At 67.9% G+C, this 16973-nt stretch carries 16 protein-coding genes; 9 read left to right on the top strand and 7 right to left on the bottom strand.

Annotated elements, in window-relative coordinates:
- Positions 1–19 precede the first annotated feature (19 nt).
- Positions 20–895 carry a polyphosphate kinase 2 gene (ppk2, locus tag M2351_RS02470; protein ID WP_264654574.1) on the bottom strand — a complete coding sequence of 292 codons (876 nt, stop codon included), beginning with the start codon at positions 893–895 and terminating at the stop codon, positions 20–22.
- Positions 896–1190: 295 nt separating this feature from the next.
- Here ppk2 and lpdA point away from each other — a divergent pair, with 295 nt between their 5' ends.
- On the top strand, positions 1191–2591 hold the full coding sequence (gene lpdA / locus M2351_RS02475) for a dihydrolipoyl dehydrogenase (protein WP_264654575.1): 1401 nt from the start codon (positions 1191–1193) through the stop codon (positions 2589–2591).
- A 122-nt stretch (positions 2592–2713) separates the two neighbouring features.
- On the opposite strand, the gene M2351_RS02480 is transcribed toward lpdA, so the two are convergent.
- Genes M2351_RS02480 through fsa form a run of 3 tightly spaced genes read right to left on the bottom strand, consistent with a single transcriptional unit; the run spans position 2714 to position 5106 of the window.
- On the bottom strand, positions 2714–3676 hold the full coding sequence (locus M2351_RS02480) for a tyrosine recombinase XerC (RefSeq protein ID WP_264654576.1): 963 nt from the start codon (positions 3674–3676) through the stop codon (positions 2714–2716).
- Between the two features lie 31 nt (positions 3677–3707).
- Positions 3708–4421: a DUF484 family protein gene (locus M2351_RS02485; protein ID WP_209769629.1), complete on the bottom strand. Its 714-nt coding sequence runs from the start codon at positions 4419–4421 to the stop codon at positions 3708–3710.
- A 28-nt stretch (positions 4422–4449) separates the two neighbouring features.
- Complete coding sequence (fsa, locus tag M2351_RS02490; RefSeq protein WP_264654577.1) at positions 4450–5106, bottom strand: fructose-6-phosphate aldolase; 657 nt, start codon at positions 5104–5106, stop codon at positions 4450–4452.
- An 88-nt stretch (positions 5107–5194) separates the two neighbouring features.
- Between fsa and M2351_RS02495 the strand changes: the two genes are divergently transcribed.
- Positions 5195–7432 (top strand): primosomal protein N', encoded by a 2238-nt coding sequence (locus tag M2351_RS02495; protein ID WP_264654578.1) that lies wholly within the window; start codon positions 5195–5197, stop codon positions 7430–7432.
- A 155-nt stretch (positions 7433–7587) separates the two neighbouring features.
- The gene (locus M2351_RS02500) at positions 7588–8121 is read left to right on the top strand and encodes a cache domain-containing protein (RefSeq protein ID WP_264654579.1); all 534 of its coding nucleotides are present in this window, start codon (positions 7588–7590) and stop codon (positions 8119–8121) included.
- A gap of 55 nt (positions 8122–8176) precedes the next feature.
- On the opposite strand, the gene M2351_RS02505 is transcribed toward M2351_RS02500, so the two are convergent.
- Positions 8177–8500, bottom strand: coding sequence for a hypothetical protein (locus M2351_RS02505; RefSeq protein WP_264654580.1), 324 nt, complete (start codon positions 8498–8500; stop codon positions 8177–8179).
- A 439-nt stretch (positions 8501–8939) separates the two neighbouring features.
- On the opposite strand from M2351_RS02505, the gene M2351_RS02510 reads away from it, so the two are divergent.
- From M2351_RS02510 to M2351_RS02535, 6 genes are all read left to right on the top strand, one after another.
- Positions 8940–9509 (top strand): F0F1 ATP synthase subunit delta, encoded by a 570-nt coding sequence (locus tag M2351_RS02510; RefSeq protein ID WP_264654581.1) that lies wholly within the window; start codon positions 8940–8942, stop codon positions 9507–9509.
- Entirely contained in the window at positions 9509–11038 is a 1530-nt protein-coding gene (atpA, locus tag M2351_RS02515) for a F0F1 ATP synthase subunit alpha (protein WP_264654582.1), read from the top strand. Before M2351_RS02510 ends, atpA begins: the two co-directional genes overlap by 1 nt.
- 69 nt (positions 11039–11107) lie before the next feature.
- A complete protein-coding gene (locus tag M2351_RS02520) occupies positions 11108–11995 on the top strand; it encodes a F0F1 ATP synthase subunit gamma (RefSeq protein ID WP_264654583.1) in 888 nt (295 codons plus the stop codon).
- 70 nt (positions 11996–12065) lie between these two features.
- Complete coding sequence (gene atpD / locus M2351_RS02525; RefSeq protein WP_264654584.1) at positions 12066–13505, top strand: F0F1 ATP synthase subunit beta; 1440 nt, start codon at positions 12066–12068, stop codon at positions 13503–13505.
- 90 nt (positions 13506–13595) lie between these two features.
- Positions 13596–14009, top strand: a complete 414-nt coding sequence (locus M2351_RS02530; protein WP_264654585.1) for a F0F1 ATP synthase subunit epsilon — start codon at positions 13596–13598, stop codon at positions 14007–14009.
- Between the two features lie 309 nt (positions 14010–14318).
- Positions 14319–15140 (top strand): acyl-ACP desaturase, encoded by an 822-nt coding sequence (locus M2351_RS02535; protein WP_264654586.1) that lies wholly within the window; start codon positions 14319–14321, stop codon positions 15138–15140.
- A gap of 30 nt (positions 15141–15170) precedes the next feature.
- On the opposite strand, the gene M2351_RS02540 is transcribed toward M2351_RS02535, so the two are convergent.
- Both M2351_RS02540 and M2351_RS02545 read right to left on the bottom strand, forming a co-directional pair.
- Complete coding sequence (locus tag M2351_RS02540; protein WP_264654587.1) at positions 15171–15665, bottom strand: RNA pyrophosphohydrolase; 495 nt, start codon at positions 15663–15665, stop codon at positions 15171–15173.
- A 2-nt stretch (positions 15666–15667) separates the two neighbouring features.
- Positions 15668–16972, bottom strand: a complete 1305-nt coding sequence (locus M2351_RS02545) for a divergent polysaccharide deacetylase family protein (protein ID WP_264654588.1) — start codon at positions 16970–16972, stop codon at positions 15668–15670.
- Position 16973: the final 1 nt, after the last annotated feature.

The following is a 16973-nucleotide window of genomic DNA, read 5'->3' on the forward strand; positions in this document are numbered from 1 at the left end:
GAGCAGGGAGAGGGGATGATTACCCGGCGGGCCAGGGGCGTTCGCGGATGACCTTGTAGGGGTAGTCGGGCTCGCGGTAGCCGTTGGAGTCCTGGCGTTTGGGGAGCTTCACCGGGTCGCGGGGCAGCTTCTCGTGGGGAATGTGCTCCAGCAGGTGGCTGATGATGTTCAGGCGGGCGCGGCGCTTGTCGTCGGAATGCGCGACGTACCAGGGCGCCCAGGGGGTGTCGGTGGCGGCGAACATGTCGTCGCGGGCGCGGGAATAGTCGAACCAGCGGCTGTAGGACTTCAGATCCATCGGCGACAGCTTCCAGGTCTTCCGGCCGTCGTGGATGCGCGCCTCCAGCCGGCGGGTCTGCTCGTCCGGGCTGACCTCCAGCCAGTATTTCAGCAGGATGATCCCCGACTCGACCATCGCGCGCTCGACCGCCGGGACCATCTCCAGGAAGCGCTTGGCCTGCTCCTCGGTGCAGAAGCCCATGACCCGCTCGACCCCGGCGCGGTTGTACCAGCTGCGGTCGAAGATCACGACCTCGCCGGCCGCCGGGAAATGGGGGATGTAGCGCTGGATGTACATCTGCGACTTTTCGCGCTCCGTCGGGGTCGGCAGGGCGACGACGCGGAAGACGCGCGGGCTGACGCGCTCGGTGATCGCCTTGATGGTCCCGCCCTTGCCGGCGGTGTCGCGCCCTTCGAAGACGACGCAGACCTTCAAGCCCTTGCGCACCACCCATTCCTGCAGCGTCACAAGGTCGGCGTGGAGCTTGGCAAGCTCCGCGCTGTAATCCTTCCATGACAGTTTCGACGACTGCTTCGAGGACTGCTTCGTTGGTGGCGGGGCGAGGGCGAGATCCCCGTTGTGGTCCCCGTGCTTCTTCTTGTGCTTCTTTGCCATGACCATCCTCCCCGCTGGAGTCCTGATGATGGTAGCGCAGCGGATTCGGAAGCCGGGGGAGGGGAGAAGGCGGGGGTGCGTGGGCATTGGGGCGAGGCACCGTGGCCGCAATACCCACACTTCGGGATGGGCGACAAGTCCCCCCGCCCTGCGCATCCCACAACCCGGCATCCCCCCTTCGGACGAACTGCCCCGTTGCCAGTTGGCGTGAGCGGCGGCATATATCGGCGCGCGGCCCTCCCCGCTGGACGGGAAGGCTTTTGGCGAACACAAGAATGGCGGAAGGAAAGCCCCAATGGCTGAAAGCACTTTCGACGTCGTCGTTGTCGGCGGCGGTCCCGGCGGTTATGTCTGCGCGATCCGCGCGGCCCAGCTTGGTTTCAAGGTGGCCTGCGTGGAGAAGCGCACCGCGCTGGGCGGCACTTGCCTGAACGTGGGCTGCATCCCCTCCAAGGCGCTGCTCTCCGCGTCGGAGAAGTTTGAGGAGGCCAAGCACGGCCTCGCCAAGTTCGGCATCAAGGTCGGCGGCGTCGAGCTGGACCTGCCGGGCATGCTGTCTCACAAGGACAAGGTCGTTAAGGAAAACACCACCGGCATCGAGTTCCTGTTCAAGAAGAACAAGATCGCCTGGCTGAAGGGTGCGGGCCGCATCACCGCCCCGAACACCGTCGAGGTCGAGGGTGTGGGCACCATCACCGCCAGCAAGGCCATCGTGATCGCCACCGGCTCCGAGGTCACCCCGCTGCCGGGCATCGAGATCGACGAGCAGAAGATCGTCTCCTCCACCGGCGCGCTGGAGCTGCCGGAGGTGCCGAAGCGCCTGGTCGTCATCGGCGGCGGCGTGATCGGCCTGGAGCTGGGCTCCGTCTGGGGCCGCCTCGGTTCCCAGGTCACGGTCGTGGAGTTCCTGGACCGCGTCCTGCCGACCATGGACGGCGAAGTGTCCAAGCAGATGCAGCGCATCCTGGCCAAGCAGGGCATGACCTTCAAGCTCGGCGCCAAGGTCACCGGGGCCAAGGTCACCAACACCGGCGTCACCCTGTCGGTTGAGCCCGCCGCCGGCGGCACCGCCGAGGAGATCGAGGCCGACGTCGTGCTGGTCGCCATCGGCCGCCGCGCCTACACCAACGGTCTCGGCCTCGACGCCGTGGGCGTGGAGATGGACAACCGCGGCCGCGTGAAGATCGGCAAGCATTTCGAGACCAACGTGCCGGGCATCTACGCCATCGGCGACGTGGTCGAAGGCCCGATGCTGGCCCACAAGGCCGAGGAGGAGGGCGTCGCGCTGGCCGAGCTGCTGGCCGGCCAGGCGGGCCACGTCAACCACGACCTCGTTCCCGGCGTCGTCTACACCTGGCCGGAAGTGGCCGCGGTCGGCAAGACCGAGGAGGAGCTGAAGGCCGCCGGCGTGCAGTACAAGGCCGGCAAGTTCCCCTTCCTGGCCAACGGCCGCGCCCGCGCCATGGCTGCCACCGACGGCTTTGTGAAGATCCTGGCCGACGCCCACACGGACAAGGTCCTGGGCGTCCACATGGTCGGCCCGAACGTGTCGGAGATGGTGGCCGAGTTGGCCGTGGCGATGGAGTTCGGCGCCTCGTCGGAAGACATCGGCCGCACCTGCCACGCCCACCCGACCCTGTCGGAAGTCACCAAGGAAGCGGCGCTGGCCGTCGAAGGCCGCGCGATCCACATCTGAGGCGGCGTGTTCTTCTCCCTCTCCCGCGTTGGTGCGGGGGAGGGACGGGGAAAGAGAAACCACAGAGACACGGAGACACAGAGAGGCCGAACCCCTCTGTGTCTCCGTGTCTCTGTGGTTTCTTACTTTGGGGTCTGCTTCGCGCGCGGGTGGGCGGCGCGGTAGATTTCCATCAGTTGTTCGCTCTCCACGTCGGTGTAGCGCTGGGTCGTGGAGAGGGAGGCGTGGCCGAGCAGGTCCTGGATCGCGCGCAGGTCGCCGCCGTCGGCCAGCAGGTGGGTGGCGAAGCTGTGGCGCAGGGCGTGGGGCGTGGCCGTCTCCGGCAGGCCGATCATGCGGCGGAGATCCCGCATCTGACGCTGGGCGATGGCCGGGGCGAGCTGTCCGCCGCGCACGCCGACGAACAGCGGTGCGTCGGGCCCCTGTTTGTAGGGGCAGGCGTCCATGTAGGCGCACACCGCCTCCGTCACCGCCGGTAGGACCGGCACCATGCGCTCCTTGCGGCCCTTGCCCTGCACGCGCAGCGTCTCGCCGAGCGGCGCGTCCTTGCGCCGTAGGTTCAGCGCCTCCGAGATGCGCAGGCCGCAGCCGTAGAGCAGGGTGAACAGCGCCCGGTCGCGCTTGCCGATCCAGGGCTCGTCCGGCTCTTTCTCCGCTTCCTCCAGCAGGCGGTCGGCGTCCACCACGGTCAGCGGGCGCGGCATCGGGCGCTTGACCTTGGGCGTGCTGAGCCCGCCGATGGCCGGGTTGTGCAGCCGACCGCTGCGGTCCATCCAGCGGAAGAAGTTGCGCACGGCGGCCAGCGCCCGCGCGCGGCTCGCTGCGATCAGCCCGTCGTTGGCCAGCTTCGACAGCCAGGCGCGGAAGTCCGCGGGGCCGAGCGAGCCGAGGTCGTTCATCGACGGCGGCCGTGCGTGGTAGCCGGTGATGAATTCCAGGAAGGTCGCCAGATCGCCGACATAGGCGGTCAGCGTGTGGGGGGAGACGTTGCGCTCGCTCTCCAGCCAGCGTCGCCAGTGGCCCATCGCGTCCTGCACGTCGGGCTGGGCGGAGAAGCCGAGGACGGCTTCCTTTTTTCCGGTCATGTGTGATTCGTGGTTGTGGCGCGATTCACGCTCAAGCCGGCAGTTCGAGCCAGCCGCGGATCACCCGCTCCACCACGCGGGCGAGGAAGCCGACCAGCTCCGTCCCCTGGCCGGTGTGGAAGGTGTCCGGCTCGCGGCTGCCGAAGGCGAGCATGCCCTCCGGTGTCTCGCTGGAGACCTGGAGGCGGATCAGAACCTCCGACCGCACCAGCCCGGCGCCGGGGCCGTAAATCTCGGGGTCCCCCTGGATGTCGGCGTTCAGCGCCACGTCGGCGCGGCCGAGCCAGCGGTCGACCGTCCCCGGTTCGACCACCCGCACGCCGGAGGTCTGGACGTGCGGGGTGTCGTGGCCGTTCGATTCGACGATCAGGCAGGCGACGTCCAGGTCCAGCAGCACGGCGAGGTCCGTCGTGATGGTCTGGATCAGCTGCTCGAAGCTCTGCGCGTCCAGCAGGAACAGCACGGCCGCGTGGATGCGGTTCTGGCTGTTCATGTTGGCGCGGGAGGTGCCGATCAGCTCCCTCTGCTGGTCCTTCAGCAGGCGGATCTCGCCGCGCAGCCGTTCGACCATGTAGGCCTGCAGGTCCACCACCCCACGCCCACGGTCCTGCGACGGCGGCGTCAGGTGGTGGACCAGGTCGCCATGATGAACCAGGAAGTCGGGGTGTTCCCGCAGGTAGGCGCACACGTCCTCGGCGGTCAGTGCGTCCTTCAGTCGTTGGGTGTGTCCCGGCTCTCGGCCCATGCTCACCTGCCCGTGTCGCCTCAGCCCATCAAAGAATCGACTGCCCGGTCTTCTGCCAGTCCGCGACGAACTGGGCGAGGCCCTTGTCGGTCAGCGGGTGGTTGAACAGCTGCTTCAGCACCGACGGCGGGGCGGTGACGACGTGGGCGCCCAGACGGGCGGAATCGACGATGTGGATCGGGTTGCGGATCGAGGCGACCAGCACCTCGGTCTTGAAATAGTCGTAGTTGCTGTAAATCTCGACGATGTCGGAGATCAGGCCCATGCCCTCCTGCCCGATGTCGTCCAGACGGCCGACGAAGGGCGACACGAAGCTGGCGCCGGCCTTGGCGGCCAGGATCGCCTGCGCCGCCGAGAAGCACAGCGTGACGTTGACCATGGTCCCTTCGGAGGACAGCGCCTTGCAGACCTTCAGACCGGCCTGGGTCAGCGGCACCTTCACCGCGACGTTGTCGGCGATCTTGGCAAGCTTCTTGCCTTCCGCCAGCATGGTTTCGAAGTCGGTGGAAGCCACCTCGGCGCTGACCGGGCCGTTCACCACGTCACAAATTTCGGCCACAAGGTCCAGGAAGCTGCGACCGGTCTTGGCGACGAGGGAGGGGTTGGTGGTAACACCGTCCAGCAGACCGGTGTCGGCCAGATCGCGGATCTCGGCGATGTCGGCGGTGTCGACGAAGAACTTCATGACGACGAATCCATACTTGCTGAGGAAGGCCCGGCCCTGTCGCCCGGGATATGACGCCCGGCGCTTCGGCCAGGGGGCACTCTAGACGATGCGCGCCGATTCCGCCAGTTCCAGGGCCAGTTCCAGGGGCCCGGTTCAGGCCGATCTGCTCGGGCCGGAGCCACGCGTCCGCGTGCTCCTGCCGCTGCCGCTGCGCGAGGCCTACGATTACCGCGTGCCCGCCGGGATGACCCTCAACCCTGGGGACTATGTGGAAGTTCCGCTGGGCCCGCGCCGGGTGCTGGGCGTCGTGTGGGGCGACGGCGCCGGGGTGGTGGAATCGGCGCGGCTGAAGGCCGTCGTGCGCCGTTTCGACGTGCCGCCGATGCCGGAGGTGGAGCGCCGCTTCATCGAATGGGTGGCCGCCTACACCATGACCCCGCCGGGGCACGTGCTGCGCATGGCGATCAGCGTGCCGGCGGCGCTGGAGCCTCCCAAGCCGACGCTGGCCTACCTGCGCAAGCCCGAGGCCGAGCCGCCGCCCGGCTTCAAGATGACCGACCCGCGCCGGCGCGTGCTGGCGCTTCTGGATGACGGTCCGCCGCGCACCCCGGCTGAGCTGGCGGAGGAGGCGGGGTGCGGCGTCACCGTGGTGCGCGGGCTGGCCGAGGCCGGGCTGCTGGAGCCCGTGCTCCTCCAGCCGACCAAGCTCGGAAAGCCCGACTGGATGCAGGAAGGGCCGACCCTGTCCGGCGACCAGGATGCCGCGGCCGACGACCTGCGCACCCGCGTGGATTCGGGCGTCTATTCCACCGTGCTGCTGGACGGCGTCACCGGCTCCGGCAAGACGGAGGTTTATTACGAGGCGATCTCGGCCGCGTTGAAGGCGGGGAAACAGGCGCTTGTCCTGCTGCCGGAAATCGCCCTGTCGGCGCAGTGGCTGGAGCGGTTCGCCCGGCGCTTCGGCGCGCCGCCGGCCGAATGGCATTCGGAGCTGACCGGGGCGCAGCGCCGCGACACCTGGCGCGCCGTGGCCAACGGGGAGGCGCCGGTGGTGGTGGGCGCCCGCTCCGCCCTGTTCCTGCCCTACAAGAACCTGGGCGTCATCATCATCGACGAGGAACACGACGTCGCCTACAAGCAGGAGGAGGGCGCCATCTATCACGCCCGCGACATGGCCGTGGCGCGGGCGCACCTGGGCGGCATTCCCATCGTGCTGGTGTCGGCGACCCCGTCGCTGGAGACCAAGGTCAACGCCGACAGCCACCGCTACGCCCGCATCCACCTGCCGGGCCGCCACGGCGGCGCCGTTCTGCCCGACGTGGAGCTGATCGACCTGCGCCGCGACCGGCCGCCGGCCCGCCACTGGCTGGCGCCGACCCTGAAGACGGCCATCGAGCAGACGCTGGCGGAGAAGGAGCAGGTCATGCTGTTCCTCAACCGCCGTGGCTACGCCCCGCTGACGCTCTGCCGGGCCTGCGGCCACCGGCTGCAATGCCCGAACTGCACCGCCTGGCTGGTGGAGCATCGCCTCGCCCGCAAGCTCCAGTGCCACCATTGCGGCCTGTCGCAGCCGCTGTCGCCCACCTGCCCGAACTGCGGGGAGGAAGGGACGCTCGCCGCCTGCGGCCCCGGCGTGGAACGGATCGCGGAGGAGGTGGCGGAGCTGTTCCCCGACGCCCGCGCCGCCATCATGGCGTCCGACACGCTGTTCGGCCCCCGCGCCATCCAGGAGATGGTCCGGCGCATCGCCGACCATGAGCTGGACATCCTGATCGGCACCCAGGTGATGGCGAAGGGCCACCATTTCCCCATGCTGACGCTGGTGGGCGTGGTGGACGCCGACCTGGGCCTGAACGGCGGCGACCTGCGGGCGGGGGAGCGGACGTACCAACTGCTCCACCAGGTGGCCGGGCGCGCCGGGCGCGGCGAGCGGCCGGGCCGTGTCATGCTGCAGACCTACATGCCGGAGCATCCGGTGATGCAGGCGCTGGCCGCCGGCGACCGCGACGGCTTCTACCAGCTGGAGGCGGAGATGCGGCTGGAGGCCGCCATGCCCCCCTTCGGCCGGCTGGCCGCCCTGATCGTGTCGGGTGAGGACGCCACGGCGGTGGAGAAGGTCGCCATGGCGCTGGGCCGCGCGGCCCCGCGCAGCGACACCGTGCACATTTTGGGACCGGCCCCGGCGCCGCTGGCCTTGCTGCGGGGGCGCCACCGCCGCCGTCTGCTGCTGAAGGCGCCGCGCTCCACCCAGGTGCAGCCGCTGATCGCCCGCTGGCTGGAGCAGGTGGAAATTCCACCCAGCGTGCGCGTGCAGGTCGACGTGGATCCCTACAGCTTCCTGTAGGGGGTGGGCATTGGAATCATCGGCGGCGTTTTGAAGGGGGGCTGCGACCGATTGTCTCTGCCGCTGCTGCAAGGCACCTGTGACGTTTGGCGCGTTGCGCATCGAAAGTCTTGGTATTACCAGGGTAAGGCCTGATTCTTTCGCCGAGCCTTGCCATGTCCTTCCTATCCGGGTCCTTCCTGTCCGGAATTCGAGCGAACGGCCGTTTCCGCGCCCACACGCTTCTGACGGTGCTGCCCGTCCTGCTGCTGCTGCTGGTGATCGCGCTGGCCGCCGGCGCGCCGGCCGGGACCCGCGGCACGGAGGCGGAGGCGAAGGCGCTGCTCGACAAGGCCGCGGGGTTCCTGCACCAGCACGGCGCCGCCGCCGCGCCGGACGCCTTCGGGCGGCGGGACGGCGCCTTCATCGACCGCGATCTCTACCCGACCCTGATCGACCGCGACGGCACCATGGTGGCGCACGGCTGGACCCCGGCGCTGAACGGCGCCAGCGTTCTGGACCTGAAGGACGTGGACGGGCGGCCCTTCATCCGCGAGGCGCTGGCCGTGGCCGCCGAACGGGGCGCCGGTGCCGTGACCTACAAATGGACCGACCCGCTGTCGGGCCAGATCGCGCCCAAGACGATGCACGTCCGGCGAATCGAGCTGGAGGGCGCACCCTACCTGCTGTCGGTGGGCGTGTACCGCTGACGGATCTTGCGACTCGGGGTGGGGTTTTCCGGGCGTCGGCAGGACGCCAGGATTTTCACAATACGGAAACGGTGCGTTCGGCGCGCGGGCGGGGACGCCAGATCGACAGGCACTCGGACGCGGTGGCGCCGGATCCGATGCCGTACCAGCCGGACCGGTCGTTGAAGGACAGGCTGTAGCGGCCACGGCCGTCGCGCTCGAAACGGAAGACCGGGCGGTCGACGCCGGGGAGCAGAACAAGGAGGCGGTCGTGCTCGCGGCCCGTCTCGCGGACCACCCCGGCCCAGTGGCCAAGGCGGAGCTTCGGTTCCGCGACCGCCTCGAACTCGACAAGGTCGGCGGGCGTGAAACGGGCGCAGGAGAAGGCGACGACGGTCATTGGCAGGCCTTGTGTCTTTCCCTGTCAGGCGAACGATGAGGGAGGCACCCCCGGCGGGGCGCGCCTCCAAAATGGGCAGCGGCGGGTGAACGCGATGCCTCAAACCTGCGCAAGAATGGTTAACTGGATGTTAAACGGAATTTAAGGTCACAGCCCGGAGGGGACTCGGGAGGCTTGCAGGCCGCCTTTTCCGACGCACCGGTAAGACCATTGCAGAAATGAAGTGGTATGCCCATTTCCGGTTTCGGTCCCCGGGGACGGAACCCGCGCGGGACGTGCCCAAAACGCCGCACTCGAATTGTCCAGACCCCGTTGCGCGGGGGCTAATCCTGTGATATTGGACCGCTCGCTTTCGCGGTCCAGGGCGCCGCGATGCGGGTTTCCCGCCCTTTAAGGCCCTGAAAATTCACCGTCTACCGAACTCAATTCGAGGGATCAGGTGGCATCCGAAGGTACAGGCGTTTCCGAACTCGCTACGCGCTACTCCATCGCGCTGTTCGAGCTTGCGGATGAGAACAAGGCGTTGGATCAGGTCGCGAGCGATCTGACCGCGCTGAAGCAAATCCTGGCCGAGAGCGCCGACCTTCGCCGCCTCGTCCGTAGTCCCGTGATCAGCCGCGCCGACCAAGGCCGGGCGATGGCCGCGGTTCTGGACCGCGCCGAAGTGTCCGATCTGACCAAGCGCTTCGTCGGGCTGGTGGCGCAAAACCGCCGCCTGTTCGCGCTTGAGGGCATGATCGCCGGCTATCTGGCCGAACTGGCCCGTCGCCGTGGCGAAGTGACCGCGCAGGTCACCTCCGCGCAGCCGCTGAGCGACGCTCAGCTGGCCGCGGTCACCGACGCGCTCAAGGCCTCGATCGGCTCGAAGGTGTTGATCAACACCTCCGTCGATCCCGCGCTGATCGGCGGCATGATCGTTAAGTTCGGCTCGCGCATGGTCGACACCTCGGTGCGCACGAAGCTGAACAAATTGCAACTCGCCATGAAGGCCTCAGGGGGATCAGTCTGATGGATATCCGCGCCGCAGAAATCTCTGCGATCCTCAAGCAGCAGATCGCGAATTTCGGGACCGAGGCGGACGTCGCCGAGGTCGGCCAGGTGCTGTCGGTGGGTGACGGCGTCGCCCGCGTGCACGGCCTGGACAATGTGCGCGCCGGCGAGATGGTCGAGTTCCCCGGTGGCATCAAGGGCATGGCGCTGAACCTCGAGACCGACAACGTCGGTATCGTGATCTTCGGTTCCGACAGCGAGATCAAGGAAGGCGACACCGTCAAGCGCACGGGCACCATCGTCGACGTGCCGGTCGGCCGCGGCCTGCTGGGCCGCGTCGTGGACGGCCTCGGCAACCCGATCGACGGCAAGGGCCCGCTGGTGGACGTCACCCGCACCCGCGTCGAGGTCAAGGCCCCCGGCATCATCCCGCGCAAGTCGGTGCACGAGCCGATGCAGACCGGCCTGAAGGCCGTCGACAGCCTGGTTCCGATCGGCCGCGGCCAGCGCGAGCTGATCATCGGTGACCGTCAGACCGGCAAGACCGCCGTCGTCATCGACACCTTCCTGAACCAGAAGCCGATCAACCAGGGCGACGACGAGAGCAAGAAGCTCTACTGCATCTATGTCGCCGTCGGCCAGAAGCGCTCCACCGTCGCCCAGATCGTCAAGACCCTGGAAGACGCCGGCGCGCTCGAATACTCCATCGTCGTCGCGGCCACCGCGTCGGAGCCAGCTCCGCTGCAGTTCCTGGCGCCGTACACCGGCTGCACGATGGGTGAGTATTTCCGCGACAACGGCATGCACGCCCTGATCGTGTACGATGACCTGTCCAAGCAGGCCGTCGCCTACCGTCAGATGTCCCTGCTGCTCCGCCGTCCGCCGGGCCGCGAAGCCTACCCGGGCGACGTGTTCTATCTCCACTCGCGCCTTCTGGAGCGCGCGGCGAAGATGGGCGACAAGCACGGCAACGGCTCGCTGACCGCCCTGCCGGTCATCGAAACGCAGGCCGGCGACGTGTCCGCCTACATCCCGACGAACGTGATCTCGATCACCGACGGCCAGATCTTCCTGGAAACGGGCCTGTTCTATAAGGGCATCCGCCCGGCCATCAACGTCGGCCTGTCGGTGTCGCGCGTCGGCTCCGCCGCCCAGATCAAGGCGATGAAGCAGGTCGCCGGCACCATCAAGATGGAGCTGGCCCAGTACCGCGAGATGGCCGCCTTCGCGCAGTTCGCCTCGGACCTCGACGCCGCCACCCAGCGCCTGCTGGCCCGCGGCGCCCGTCTGACGGAGCTGCTGAAGCAGCCGCAGTTCCAGCCGCTGCCGGTCGAAGAGCAGGTCGCGTCGATCTTCTCGGGCGTGAAGGGCTACCTCGACAAGATCAAGGTCGAGGACGTCAACCGCTTCGAGGCCAAGTTCCTCGGCGAAATCCGGTCCAAGGGTGCCGACATCCTGGCGACGATCCGCAACGAGAAGCAGATCACGCCCGCGACCGAGGAGAAGCTGAAGGCTTTCCTCGACAACTTCTCCAAGGTGTTCGTCTGATCGACGGCGGGGGCGCTCCGGTGCCTCCGCTTTCCTCCCGAACGACCCCGAGCGGAATGAAGGGCCGGCATGCCAAGCCTTAAGGACCTAAAGAACCGGATCGCCAGCGTCCAGTCGACGCGCAAGATCACCTCGGCGATGAAGATGGTCGCCGCTTCCAAGCTCCGCCGCGCGCAGGAGCAGGCGGAAGCCGGCCGTCCCTACGCCGAGCGTATGGGCCGCATGCTGGCCTCTCTCGCGGCCAACGTGCAGGACAGCGGCAACGGGCCGAAGCTGATGACGGGCACGGGCGCCGACCAGGTGCACCTGCTGATCATCATCAGCTCCGACCGTGGCCTGTGCGGCGCCTTCAACGGCTCCATCGTCCGTGAATCCCGCCGCCAGATCCTGCGCCTCCAGTCGGAAGGCAAGACGGTGAAGCTGCTCACCGTGGGCCGCAAGGCCCGCGACCAGCTGCGCCGCGAATTCGGCGCGCTGATCGTCGAGACCTACGAGGATGTCGGCCGCCGCCGCCTGTCCTTCGCCGACGCCGACGTCGTCGCTCAGAAGGTTCTGTCACTGTTCGACGCCGGCGAGTTCGACGTCTGCTCGGTGATCTACAACAAGTTCAAGTCGGCGATCTCGCAGATCGTGACGGTCCAGCAGCTCGTCCCCTTCGCCGTCGAGGCGCAGGTGGAAGAGACCGCGTCGGCCGAAGCCAAGGCGATCTACGAGTTCGAACCGGACGAGGAGCAGATCCTGGCGGAGCTGCTGCCGCGCAACCTGTCCATCCAGGTCTACCGCGCCCTCCTGGAGAGCGCAGCGTCCGAACAGGGCGCCCGCATGACCGCGATGGACAACGCGACGCGCAATGCCGGCGACATGATCAACAAGCTGACGATCACCTACAACCGCACGCGCCAGGCCTACATCACCAAGGAGCTGATCGAGATCATCTCCGGCGCCGAGGCGGTCTAACGGGCGCAGCGTTCGCGGTCGATACGACGGCACATCCGACAATTATCGAGTTCCGAGGGAGCTTTACTCCATGGCCACCACCACCCAGGCGACGAACGCCGTCGGCAAGATCACGCAGGTCACGGGCGCCGTCGTCGACGTCCAGTTCGACGGCGAGCTGCCGGCCATTCTGAACGCGCTGCACACCCAGAACGACGGCAAGACCCTCGTGCTGGAGGTTGCGCAGCACCTCGGCGAGAGCACGGTCCGCGCCATCGCCATGGACAGCACCGACGGCCTGGTCCGCGGCGCCGAGGTGACGGACACCGGCGCCCCGATCGCCGTGCCGGTCGGCCCGGCCACCCTCGGCCGCATCATCAACGTGATCGGCGAGCCGATCGACGAGCGCGGCGACGTCGGCGCCGAGCGCACCCTGCCGATCCACCGTTCGGCCCCGGACTTCGTCGAGCAGTCGACGGACGCCGAAGTGCTGATCACCGGCATCAAGGTCATCGACCTGCTGGCCCCCTACGCCAAGGGCGGCAAGATCGGCCTGTTCGGCGGCGCCGGCGTGGGCAAGACCGTCACCATCATGGAGCTGATCAACAACGTCGCGAAGGCGCACGGCGGCGTGTCGGTCTTCGCCGGCGTCGGCGAGCGCACCCGTGAGGGCAACGACCTCTACCACGAGATGATCGAGTCGGGCGTCATCAAGCTCGACGGCCCGGGCTCCAAGGTGGCGCTCGTGTACGGTCAGATGAACGAGCCGCCGGGCGCCCGCGCCCGCGTCGCGCTGTCCGGCCTGACGCTCGCGGAGTACTTCCGCGACGAGGAAGGCCAGGACGTGCTGTTCTTCGTGGACAACATCTTCCGCTTCACGCAGGCGGGCTCCGAGGTGTCGGCGCTTCTCGGCCGCATCCCCTCGGCGGTGGGTTACCAGCCGACGCTGGCCACCGACATGGGCGCGCTCCAGGAGCGCATCACCTCCACGAAGAAGGGCTCGATCACCTCGGTGCAGGCCATCTACGTGCCCGCCGACGACCTGACCGACCCGGCCCCGGCCACCTCCTTCGCCCACCTGGACGCCACCACGGTGCTGTCGCGTTCGATCGCCGAAATGGCGATCTTCCCGGCGGTGGACCCGCTGGATTCGACCAGCCGCATCCTGGATCCGCGCGTTGTTGGTGAGGAGCACTACAGCGTCGCCCGTTCGGTGCAGCGCGTCCTCCAGACCTACAAGTCGCTGCAGGACATCATCGCGATCCTGGGCATGGACGAGCTGTCGGAAGAGGACAAGCTGGTCGTGTCCCGCGCCCGCAAGATCCAGCGCTTCCTGTCCCAGCCGTTCCACGTCGCCGAGGTGTTCACCGGCACCCCGGGCGTGCTCGTCCCGCTCGAGGAGACGATCCGCGGCTTCAAAGGTATCGTGAACGGCGACTACGACCACCTGCCGGAGGCCGCCTTCTACATGGTCGGCACCATCGACGAGGCGATCGCCAAGGCGAAGAAGCTGGCCGCCGAAGCCGCCTAATTCAGGCAGCATCAGGCTCAGGAACGAGGCTAACCCTCTCCCTCTTGCCGAAGGGGGAGAGGGTTCTTATGAAGAGGCACCAGGAAACCCATGGCCGATAAAGTCGAATTCGAGCTGGTCTCTCCGGAGAAGCTGCTGACCTCGCAGCCCGTCGACATGGTCGTGGTGCCGGGTTCGGAAGGTGATTTCGGCGTTCTCGCCGGCCATTCGCCGCTGATCTCGACCGTCCGTCCGGGCGTGATCGACGTCTACGAGGGTGACCGCGTCGTGGACCGGGTGTTCGTCGCCGGCGGCTTCGCCGAGGTGACCGAGACCCGCTGCACCGTCCTGGCGGAGGAGGCCATTCCGGTGGCCGACATCGACCGTGGCAAGGTGGAGCAGGACATCCGCGACCTGGGCGAGGACCTGGAGGACGCCAAGTCCGACGACGAGAAGGCCCGGGTCGAGGCGAAGCTTGCCGTTGCCCGCGCCAAGCTCGACGCCGCCGGCGCGACCGCGCACTGATCGAGGCTATGGCCCGGCGGCGGTAACGTTGGCTGGGCCTTACCCTCCGAAGCGGTGCCGTTGCAACGTGGCATCACCGTCATAAATACGTCCCGCAAGGGAATGACGCCTCCCGGTCCGACCGTTGAGGCGTTTTGTTTTTCCGGCTAGAAACTTTGAAGCGGATTGTAATCCGCTTTGGACCGCGACGGCGGTCCCGGCCGCGCGTGCGGCCGAAGCCTGGCCGGCGAATGAGGTCATATAAGTCTAAAGCGAATGCAAATTCGCTTTAAAAACGCCCGGGACATGGTCCGGCAGGAGCGGGGTGGGATGGTGGCGTTGCATTGGAACTATGAAGAGCTTCCCTGGGACCGGATTGACCACACGAAGGTCGATCCCGATCTGGTTCCGCTGATCAAGGCGGCGGCCCTGGTGGAGTTCAACGCCGACGACTACACGGCCTATCTCTGCAACGTCTTCCACGACGATCCCGAATTCCAGGATGTCGCCAAGGGCTGGGCGGTCGAGGAGGTCCAGCACGGCCGCGCGCTCGGCAAATGGGCGGAGCTGGTCGACCCGACCTTCGACTTCGACCGTGCCGTGCAGCGCTTCCGCGACGGCTACAAGGTTCCAATCGACCTGAACGCCTCGGTCCGCGGGTCGCGCACCGGCGAGATGATCGCCCGCTGCATGGTCGAGACGGGCACCAGCTCCTACTACGCGGCCATTGGCGATTCCACCGACGAGCCGGTGCTGAAGCTGGTCTGCAAGAACATCGCCGCTGACGAACTGCGCCACTTCAAAATCTTCTACACCTACACCAAGAAGTACCTGGAGCTGGAGCAACTGAACAAGTTCCAGCGGCTGAAGGTCGCCCTGTCGCGCATTGGCGAATCCGAGGACGACGAGCTGGCCTACGCCTACTTCGCGGCCAACGCGCCGGAGGGCGAGAGCTACGACCACAAGACCTACAACCAGGCCTACATGCGCCGCGCCTACGGGCGCTACAAGGCCAAGCACATTGACCGCGCCGTCGCCATGGTCTTCAAGGCCTGCGGGCTGAAGCCCCACACCCGCTTCTGCACGCTGGCGTCGCGGGGTGCCTGGTGGCTGGTGGAAAGCCGCGCCCGGCGGCTCGCCAAGGCGGCGTGAGGCGGCCTGAGGCGGGCGAAACGGCGGGGCTCAGCGGCCCCGCAAACCCTTGATGACCGTTTCGAATTCCTTCAGCACGGCCTCGTAGACCGGGCGCTTGAAGGGTACGATCAAGGTGGGCAGCGCGTCGGCGTCCACCCATTTCCAGGCGTCGAACTCCGGATGCTCCGTGGCGAGGTCGATGTCCGCGTCGGTCCCAGTGAAACGGGCGGCGAGCCACACCTGCTCCTGCCCGCGCCAGCGGCCCTTCCAGACCTTGCCCAGCAGGTGGTCGGGCAGGTCGTAGCGCAGCTTCTCCGCCGTCTCCCCCAGGATCTCGGCTTTGTCGGTGCCGATCTCCTCCTTCAACTCGCGCAGGGCTGCCTCGTGGACTCCCTCGCCCTCGTCGATGCCGCCCTGCGGCATCTGCCACGCATCGTCGCTGCCGCAACGCTTGGCGACGAAGACCTGCCCGCGGTCGTTCAGCAGCATCACCCCCACACAGGGCCGGTAGGGGAGGGAGTCGCGGTCGATGGTCTTGCTCATGCCTACTGCTTCTGAAGATTGGCGAGTGCCGACACCGGCGCGATCACAAAACCGCGGTCGGCGAGGCCGGTCAGCCACAGGTTGATGCGCTCGATGGTGCTGGGGTAGGGCGAGCCGATGCCCACGGCGCTGCCGTTGGCCTTGGCGACGGCCTCCAACTCCTTCAACTGGTCGTCGATGGCGCCGCGCGACAGGTCGCGGTCGATGACGCGGTCGGCGAAGGCGCGCGGCACGCCGGCCTGGGTGGCCAACGCCCCGCCGACGCTCTTCGGGTTGGCGCGGGCGTCCAGGAACATCAGGCCGCGCGCCTTCAACGTGTCGACGATGGGCTTCATGGCGTCGGCGTTGCCGGTGAACTTGCTGCCCGTCGTGCTGGTGATGCCGACATAGCCGACCGCGCGGCCCAGCGACCATTCCAGCCGTTCCAGGTTCCGGTCGGGCGCCAGCATGGTGAGCAGGGCGTTCGGGCCCGGATCGTCGCGCGGGTAGGTCTGCGGCTCCATGGGCACGGACAGCATGACCTCATGCCCCTTGGTGCGCGCCCGCTCGACCCAGTTGTCCAACCGGTCGGCGTAGGGCACGAAGGCGAGCGTGATGGTCGGCGGAAGCTTTTGCAGGGCATTGCCGGTGGTCACGCCCGACACGCCCATGTCCGCCAGCACGATGGCGATGCGCGGGCGTTTGTCTGCGGCGGGGAAGGGGCGGGCGTAGACTTGCCAGGGCTTGCGCCCATCCTCCGCGATGCGGGGCAATGGGCCGTTGCGGGAGTCCTCCACGAGGCCGGGAACCGGCGCTGCGGTGAGCGTGACCGACCCGTCAGCCATTGGGGGGGCTATCGGGGGGGGCATTGGCGGTGCCGCGGGCGGCTGGGTCGCCGCTGGCGGGGCCGTTGGCGCGGCGACGGCGGGGTCAGCCGGCGGCGGCTGTGATGCGGCTGGGGTGGCCGGTGCCTCCGCGGGCGGTGGGGCTGCCGCAACGGCGGAGGGGCGCGGGGCGGCCGGGGCCTGCGCGATCTTCACCGGAACCTGCATCTTGGGGATGCCGGCCTCCCACGCCTGGACGGTGTCGTCGGCGTTCAGCGCCAGCCAGCCCGCAAGGCCACCCAATGCCAGCGCCAAGACGGCGAAGGCGCCGATCAGGGCTTTGGTGGAGGTGGACATCGGCCCGTGCGGCGCCTTGGGACCGGAAGCGCCGCCCTCCTGCCAGTCGTCCCCCTGCTCCTTGGGAACGCGCGACCGCCGGCCGAAGCCGAGGCGCAGGCCCCGGACATCGACTTTCAGACGGCCCAGCAAGGCGGCGGCGTTCACG

The organism is Azospirillum canadense, from assembly GCF_025961225.1.
Taxonomy (GTDB): Bacteria; Pseudomonadota; Alphaproteobacteria; order Azospirillales; family Azospirillaceae; genus Azospirillum; species Azospirillum canadense.